The organism is Shewanella sp. 0m-6 (assembly GCF_052977325.1).
In genome coordinates, this window is the sequence record NZ_JBRIMD010000020.1 from 79,475 (window position 1) to 86,283 (window position 6,809).

At 43.9% G+C, this 6,809-nt stretch carries 8 protein-coding genes; 5 read left to right on the forward strand and 3 right to left on the reverse strand.

All coding sequences use genetic code 11. The annotated features are described in order from the left end of the window. Positions 1 to 186: 186 nt before the first annotated feature. Positions 187 to 1,959 carry a collagenase gene (locus ACVBJC_RS15055; RefSeq protein ID WP_447161667.1) on the reverse strand — a complete coding sequence of 591 codons (1,773 nt, stop codon included), beginning with the start codon at positions 1,957 to 1,959 and terminating at the stop codon, positions 187 to 189. Between the two features lie 136 nt (positions 1,960 to 2,095). Here ACVBJC_RS15055 and ACVBJC_RS15060 point away from each other — a divergent pair, with 136 nt between their 5' ends. The 3 genes from ACVBJC_RS15060 to hemF all read left to right on the forward strand — a co-directional run bounded on the left by ACVBJC_RS15060 (position 2,096) and on the right by hemF (position 4,244). Further along, the gene (locus ACVBJC_RS15060; RefSeq protein WP_447161668.1) at positions 2,096 to 2,659 is read left to right on the forward strand and encodes a DNA topoisomerase family protein; all 564 of its coding nucleotides are present in this window, start codon (positions 2,096 to 2,098) and stop codon (positions 2,657 to 2,659) included. Between the two features lie 84 nt (positions 2,660 to 2,743). Next, positions 2,744 to 3,307: an L-threonylcarbamoyladenylate synthase gene (locus tag ACVBJC_RS15065; RefSeq protein ID WP_447161669.1), complete on the forward strand. Its 564-nt coding sequence runs from the start codon at positions 2,744 to 2,746 to the stop codon at positions 3,305 to 3,307. Between the two features lie 22 nt (positions 3,308 to 3,329). After that, positions 3,330 to 4,244: an oxygen-dependent coproporphyrinogen oxidase gene (gene hemF / locus ACVBJC_RS15070; RefSeq protein WP_447161670.1), complete on the forward strand. Its 915-nt coding sequence runs from the start codon at positions 3,330 to 3,332 to the stop codon at positions 4,242 to 4,244. A 29-nt stretch (positions 4,245 to 4,273) separates the two neighbouring features. Here the strand turns inward: hemF and ACVBJC_RS15075 are convergent, their stop codons facing one another. Next, a complete protein-coding gene (locus ACVBJC_RS15075) occupies positions 4,274 to 4,708 on the reverse strand; it encodes a group II truncated hemoglobin (protein WP_447161671.1) in 435 nt (144 codons plus the stop codon). Positions 4,709 to 4,889: 181 nt separating this feature from the next. Here ACVBJC_RS15075 and aroE point away from each other — a divergent pair, with 181 nt between their 5' ends. Both aroE and ACVBJC_RS15085 read left to right on the forward strand, forming a co-directional pair. After that, positions 4,890 to 5,711, forward strand: a complete 822-nt coding sequence (aroE, locus tag ACVBJC_RS15080; RefSeq protein WP_447161672.1) for a shikimate dehydrogenase — start codon at positions 4,890 to 4,892, stop codon at positions 5,709 to 5,711. A gap of 28 nt (positions 5,712 to 5,739) precedes the next feature. Beyond that, a complete protein-coding gene (locus tag ACVBJC_RS15085; RefSeq protein WP_447161673.1) occupies positions 5,740 to 6,018 on the forward strand; it encodes a DUF1488 domain-containing protein in 279 nt (92 codons plus the stop codon). Between the two features lie 28 nt (positions 6,019 to 6,046). Here the strand turns inward: ACVBJC_RS15085 and ACVBJC_RS15090 are convergent, their stop codons facing one another. Beyond that, a complete protein-coding gene (locus ACVBJC_RS15090; RefSeq protein ID WP_447161674.1) occupies positions 6,047 to 6,604 on the reverse strand; it encodes a gamma carbonic anhydrase family protein in 558 nt (185 codons plus the stop codon). Between the last annotated feature and the right edge of the window lie 205 nt (positions 6,605 to 6,809).

Below are 6,809 nucleotides of genomic sequence, written 5' to 3' on the forward strand. Positions count from 1 at the left end.
TCTTCATTGAAGTGAAATTATTGTTGCGCAAGTGTTGCAATATTGTCAAGTTGTTGGCCTTGGTATTCCTTTATGGCGTATTTGGAAGGAAAAAACTTCGGAGTTTTGGTTAAATAATTAAAAGCTCGACTCCTGAATATAGGAGTCGAGTACTTGGTATTGAAGAGCATTAAGTTAGGGAATAACTTAAAACTTCAGGTGGTTTTCGCCATGGGCTAAGTGCTGTGGCTGCAAATAGTCACGGTAATCGTAGCGATACTGCTTATGCAGGCGTGGTTTACTCTTCTCTTCGTTATCATCAAATTCAGCAACCTGAGTATCTAACCAAGTTGCAAACTGATCTTGATGCTGAGTCAAAGAGGCCATTAACTGCTCATAGCCTTCGAAATAATCTGTTTTTAAATACTGGCTAAGTTGTACAAAGTCAGCATGGTGGTGCTCTGCAAGGAAGCGAATAGCCATGTAACTCCATTTGTAAGTTCTGTCCTGACCGTCCTTATATTCGGTAGCAAAAATCTCCTCTAATGTTGGTGCTTCATCTCGATCTCGCTTAATCACACGCAGAGCTGAAGGGTTGGTATCGCCCTTAGAGATGTATTCAGCTAAACCTTCTGACCACCAGACCATTTTCTCTGGGAAGTGCCCAAAGCCTGCATATTTCACAAAGTGGCCATCAAGGTAGTGCACATATTCATGATTCAAATTCCAAACTTTGAACTCGGGTTCAATCCACCACTGGCGAAACGCAAAGAAGGTTGCTTGGTTGCCAGGCTTTGAAGGGGTGCCTTCTATATACATACCGCCGTTATCGGTTTGGATATCAAAGATCAGCTGGCCATATAAGTGGTATTGGCTCCAGTTTTTAAATGCAACAACCCTCAGCGCACTGTTAAAGTCATTGGGGGTTGGCTTTAACTCTGTGCTTAGTAAACCATGAAAGTTAGACTCTTGTGAGGTTAACTTATTACAGCTTTCAGCAAGCTCTTGCTCGTTTAAATCTTGGGTCAATATAAACAGGCTATCAGAACAGTGGTGTTCAATCGGCAGCGCCGCCTTAAGCTCTGGAATACGACATATATCGCTGTTTTCCTTGCATAGCTCTTGGCCACCAAACACATTTACGTGAAAGCCTGCGGTGTATGCATCTTTAGCAGCATCACCACGAAGTGCAACATCGGCTTTAGCAATAGCAGCGACGGCAGCATCGAGGGCCAACTCTTGTTGTGTTTGTTCACCATCTTCTGATGATGGCAGCGCTAAACGATATAGGGCGAGTGCCCAGTAGGCATTTGTACGTGGCCAGTCGTTGTTGGCGCGAATGCTTTCTGCGCTTGCTGCAAAATCAATAAGGGCTGTATTTAAGTCAGCCGCTAACAATACTTTGTTTAGCTCACCGTCGACCTCTTTACGGCCTTGATTCAGTAAGAAGCCATAAGCTTTTAAGGTTTCTAGTAATGCATAGTCATTAGTGCTGTTGGGCGTTGTACTCGCCAATTGCTGTAGCTGGGTTTCTAGCTGAGGCAGTAACGGAACTAAGGCTTGAGCTGCATCGTTGTTGGCAAAATAGCGGTAGAGGGTAACGGCATATTGCTCTTGTAAGCGCGCTTGATTGTTGAGAAGGCCTGAATCAGCTAACTCTTCTAGTGCTTCAGCTAAAGCAGAAATATCTGCATCACTTAAGTCATCAACTGGCCCGTAGTAACTAAAGGCGCGAAAGTAGTAAAGCAGCTTATCTATGGCCTCTATGTCTTGGTTGCTAGCGAGCGCAAGGCTGGTTTGAGTAAAAGCGTCGGTTGTTAATAGTGGGCTTTGAGCATCAAACAAATCTGCTTCAGATGTGGTGTTTATCTGGCTGATTATTTGTGGATTAATGTTTGGCTGTTCAACACTCGCGCAGCCTGAGAGCGATGCGAGCAGGCTTGCTATAATAGTCGTAGCGAACTTTGAGGGTGTATTCATTTTTTTCCCTTTAAATTTATCCCTTTGTTTTATTGAATACAATATATCATTGCTTTTTACGAAATTCTAACACTGGAATATAAAACTTAATCGATTCCTTGGTAGAATAGCGGCATATAGATGAATTGAGATAACCATGGCTAAAATCGATCAGCAACTGTTTACTACGCATGAGCATGCCCTTGAGAAAGAGTATGAGCTGTGCCCTAAGTGTGGCTGTGAGTTGTCGGTAAAGCACAGTAAGCACGGTGGTTTTATTGGCTGTAATAACTACCCAAGCTGCGACTACACCCGGCCTTTGGTACAGCATGAATCAATTGAAACACAAGTGATCCAAGGATCGGTTTGTCCTGACTGCGGCAGTGAACTGGCGGTGAAGTCAGGCCGTTTTGGTATTTTTATCGGTTGTACTAACTATCCAGCCTGCAGTCATATCGAAAAACATGATAAGGCGGATGCTGCGGATGAGATCGCCTGTCCCAAGTGTAAGATCGGGCATGTCGAACACCGAACTAGTCGCTTTGGTAAATCATTTTATGCTTGTAGTGCTTATCCAAAATGCAAGTTTTTAGTCAATTATCCTCCAGTTGCTGAAACGTGCCCAGACTGTGGTTGTGGTATTTTGGTTGAACGCAAAGGGGCTGCAGGTATGCGCCTAGAGTGTCCTGAAAAAGCCTGTAAATATAAGCGTCCTGTTTAAATAATCATATTAACTTTAACTAATGTCGCATTTAAGTAATCATAGCGGCTTAAAATCGCTCTTATGTAAGGTGAATCGAAACAAATGTTAGAAGTATTACCTGCTGGCGCGGCAGAGCTTGTTGAGCAAGGCGGCGTGATTGCTTACCCAACAGAAGCTGTCTATGGCCTAGGCTGTGATCCAGATAATAACGACGCAATTGAACGCTTATTAGAAATAAAGCAGCGGCCATGGCAAAAAGGGTTAATTCTAGTCGCAGGCGAATATCAGCAACTACTCCCTTATATTGATGAGTCGCAACTCTCGGTAGAGCAATTAGCATTTGTACACAGTAAGTGGCCCGGGCCATTTACTTTTATTATGCCAATTAAGGCCGGTCTGTCTAAATTGCTAAGTGGTAGCTTTGATTCGATTGCCGTACGGGTTACCGCTCATGAAGATGTCAAAGCTTTGTGTGCGGCGATTAATAAGCCAATAGTATCAACGAGTGCAAATCTGACAGGGCAAGAGCCTGCATTGTCTGCATCGAGTGTAAAGCTGCAGTTTGAGGGAATGATTGCAGGCTTAGTGATTGGTGACTTAGGGAGCCAGGCATCACCGTCTACGATTATCGATGCTAAGAGTGGAAAAATTATAAGAAAAGGCTAATCAGCTTTTAAAAAGGAATGATATGAGCGCACCAGATCCAACAGTAGTAAAAGCTTTCTTACTCGATCTTCAAAATCGAATTTGTAATGGACTTGAAGCCTTAGATAATGAGGCAACATTTGTCGAGGACTCGTGGCAGCGTGAAGAGGGTGGCGGTGGTCAAAGTCGAGTGTTGACTGGTGGTGCGGTATTTGAACAAGCTGGCGTTAACTTCTCCCATGTTATGGGCGCCTCTATGCCTGCTTCTGCAACGGCGCACCGCCCAGAGCTTGCTGGTCGAAGTTTTGAGGCGATGGGCGTTTCTTTAGTTATCCATCCAAACAACCCGCATATTCCGACGACACATGCCAATGTACGCTTTTTTATTGCCCATAAAGAGGGGGCGGATCCAGTTTGGTGGTTCGGTGGTGGTTTCGACTTAACACCTTATTATCCGTATTTAGAAGATGTTGTTGCGTGGCACCACAGTGCAAAGTCATTGTGCGAGCCTTTTGGTGAAGATATTTACCCTAAGTATAAAAAATGGTGTGACGAATACTTTTGGTTACCGCATCGTAATGAAACCCGTGGTGTTGGTGGTTTGTTCTTTGATGACCTCAACAAGCAAGGTTTTGAGAGCAGCTTTGCCTTTATGCAGGCTGTCGGTAACGGCTTCTTAACTGCTTATGCCCCCATTGTTGAGCGCCGAAAAGATACCGAATTTGGTGAACATGAGCGTCAGTTCCAGCTCTATCGTCGTGGTCGTTATGTTGAATTTAACTTGGTTTATGATCGAGGCACATTATTTGGCTTACAGACAGGCGGCCGCACAGAATCAATTTTGATGTCTATGCCGCCATTAGTGCGTTGGGAGTATGCTTACACGCCGGAAATGGGTAGCCCGGAGGCGCAACTATACAGTGATTACCTCAAACCAAGAGATTGGTTAAGCCTATAGTGAGTAAAGTGAAACCAATAAATGTTGTTTTATTGGTTTCGCATATGGTCCGCGAGTGTCGAAATAGCGCTATATATAGCTTGTTGATGCTGCGGATCTTTCACTTCTTTCTCTATCGCTGCCTTCATACAGACGAGCCACTGATCTCGCATAGTTTCATCGACTTTAAACGGCATATGCCTGGCACGCAACGCAGGGTGCCCATGCTTCTGTTGATATAGCTGAGGCCCACCAAGCCAACCGCTTAGAAATTCAAATAACTTCTGTTCAGATTCTGCGATAGGGGCTCTATGGATTGACAATAGATCTTGAGTCGCTTGATTGTGTTGCATCTGTAAATAGAACTGATGGGCAATAGCACGAATCACTTTTTCTCCACCTATACGATCATAAGCATTAGATTGATTTGGATCTCTATCCTGACTCGCTTGGTTTTTACCAACAAGTTTCTTTAACCAGTTCATCTATTTCTTGTACCAGGCTCTTATAAGTTTGCGCGACAGTGTAGCAAGCCGATGAGTAAAATTATCTAGCTATTTAATAGCATCACCGTTGAAAGTTCAGCTGAAAATAACTCGGATAGAATTGATTGCCTAAGCAAAGATCCGCGTTACACTATTATTTTCCGTGGCTAGAGTAGAAAACATGACTGAACGATATGCAGTATTTGGTAACCCAATAGGGCACAGTAAGTCGCCCCAAATTCATACAATGTTCGCCACCGAGACTGCTCAGTCGTTAAGTTATGAGGCAATCTTAGCGCCCGTCGACGCTTTTGAAGCAAGTTTCAAAGAGTTTGCTGCTAATCATGGTTACGGTGCAAACGTTACCGTGCCCTTTAAAGAGCAAGCATTTTCCCTGTGTGATGAACTTAGCGAACAAGCCCAATTAGCTGGAGCAGTGAATACCTTAACGGTATTGGCCGATGGTAAAATTCGCGGTGATAATACCGATGGTCTTGGTTTAGTCGCCGACCTAAAGAGAAACTTAGGAGACTTGTGTGGATTGCATGTCCTGTTAATTGGTGCTGGTGGTGCTGCGCGAGGCAGTGTATTGCCATTACTGCAATCAGGCATTGCTAAGTTAACGATTGTAAATCGCACTCAAGTAAAGGCTGAGGCGTTAGTGGAGATCTTTTCGCGCTATGGTGATGTGACTGCTTTACCTATATCCCATACAGGGCAGAGCTATGACCTTATTATTAACTCCACTTCTTCCAGCTTATCAGGTGAAGTACCGGCTATTAGCCCTGATACTATTGTATCGCACACAGTTTGCTACGATATGATGTATGGCAAAGAGCCAACAAGTTTTAACCTGTGGGCGACAGCGCAGGGGGCAAGTCAAACAATCGATGGCTTAGGTATGCTGGTGGGACAAGCGGCAGAAAGCTTTTCTATTTGGCGCAGCGTAACACCAAGTGTCGAGCCTGTTCTGACTCAGCTTAGATCTGAACTCATAGGCTAAAAACTTCTGAGCATTAATCGAGATAAAGATGAACCAAAGTATTCTATTTCCAGATCTACAAGATTGGGATCAACTAAGCCAAACCGTTATTTTCCCAGTTCAAGTACAAGGGGTAAATATTGAGTGTCGGATAAGCTTAGCAAAACTGGCTTCGTTATCATCAACAAAAATATTGGCCGAAGAATTAGATATCGAGAGTAAGGCTCTAGCCCTATTTGAACAGTATCGATTTGATATAGAGGAAGAGGTTGAAACGCTCATCGAGCAGGAAGCATTCGATGAGCAAGCTAGAACCGTTCTTTTATAGTGCTATCTATAGAAAGCGAACTTTTTGCTTACTCGCCTTCTTGCAAGTACTCATTCTTCAGTCTGACATAATTGTCGGCAGATTGCGGCAGGAAGGCAAGTTCAGCATCGGTAAGTGGACGAGCCTGTTTAGCTGGGCTGCCTACATATAGAAAACCACTCTTCAATACTTTACCTGGCGGTACCAGAGAACCCGCACCTAGGATGACATCATCTTCTAATATTGCACCATCTAGAATGATTGCGCCCATACCGACCAAAATACGATTACCCACTTGGCAACCATGTAACATAGCCTTGTGACCAATAGTGACGTCATCACCAATGATCAGAGGGTGGCCAGCAGGTAAAGAGGGGGATTTTCGGGTTACGTGTAAAACCGTACCATCTTGGATATTGGAACGTTTACCTATATAGATATGGTTTACATCTCCACGTGCGGCAACTAAAGGCCAAACACTGGCATCCTCATCAAGGGTAATATCACCGACTAATACAGCAGCCTCATCGATATAAACACCCTGTTTAAGTGTAGGTACGACACCTTTATAGGAGCGTAGTGGGTTATTGTTTCTAGAGTTTGGCATCTAAAAGTCCTAATTATGGTGTTTTTAGCATTATAAAGCCTAAAAAGTGGCTAGTCAGTGGGTTTTATGAGCAAACGATTATAAAAGTTCGATTTTATTCATTATTGCCCTTGCGCTGCTCTGAGATATCCCTATAATGCGCATCCACTGACACGGCACAGCAGGCCATTCGCTCTTAGCAAAAGCTAGATAGAACGGGACTTGC

Coding starts and splice junctions, on each gene's coding strand:
- ACVBJC_RS15055 (WP_447161667.1), bottom strand. CDS start 1,959: ATGAATACACCCTCAAAGTTCGCTACGACTATTATAGCAAGCCTGCTC.
- ACVBJC_RS15060 (WP_447161668.1), top strand. CDS start 2,096: ATGGCTAAAATCGATCAGCAACTGTTTACTACGCATGAGCATGCCCTT.
- ACVBJC_RS15065 (WP_447161669.1), top strand. CDS start 2,744: ATGTTAGAAGTATTACCTGCTGGCGCGGCAGAGCTTGTTGAGCAAGGC.
- hemF (WP_447161670.1), top strand. CDS start 3,330: ATGAGCGCACCAGATCCAACAGTAGTAAAAGCTTTCTTACTCGATCTT.
- ACVBJC_RS15075 (WP_447161671.1), bottom strand. CDS start 4,708: ATGAACTGGTTAAAGAAACTTGTTGGTAAAAACCAAGCGAGTCAGGAT.
- aroE (WP_447161672.1), top strand. CDS start 4,890: ATGACTGAACGATATGCAGTATTTGGTAACCCAATAGGGCACAGTAAG.
- ACVBJC_RS15085 (WP_447161673.1), top strand. CDS start 5,740: ATGAACCAAAGTATTCTATTTCCAGATCTACAAGATTGGGATCAACTA.
- ACVBJC_RS15090 (WP_447161674.1), bottom strand. CDS start 6,604: ATGCCAAACTCTAGAAACAATAACCCACTACGCTCCTATAAAGGTGTC.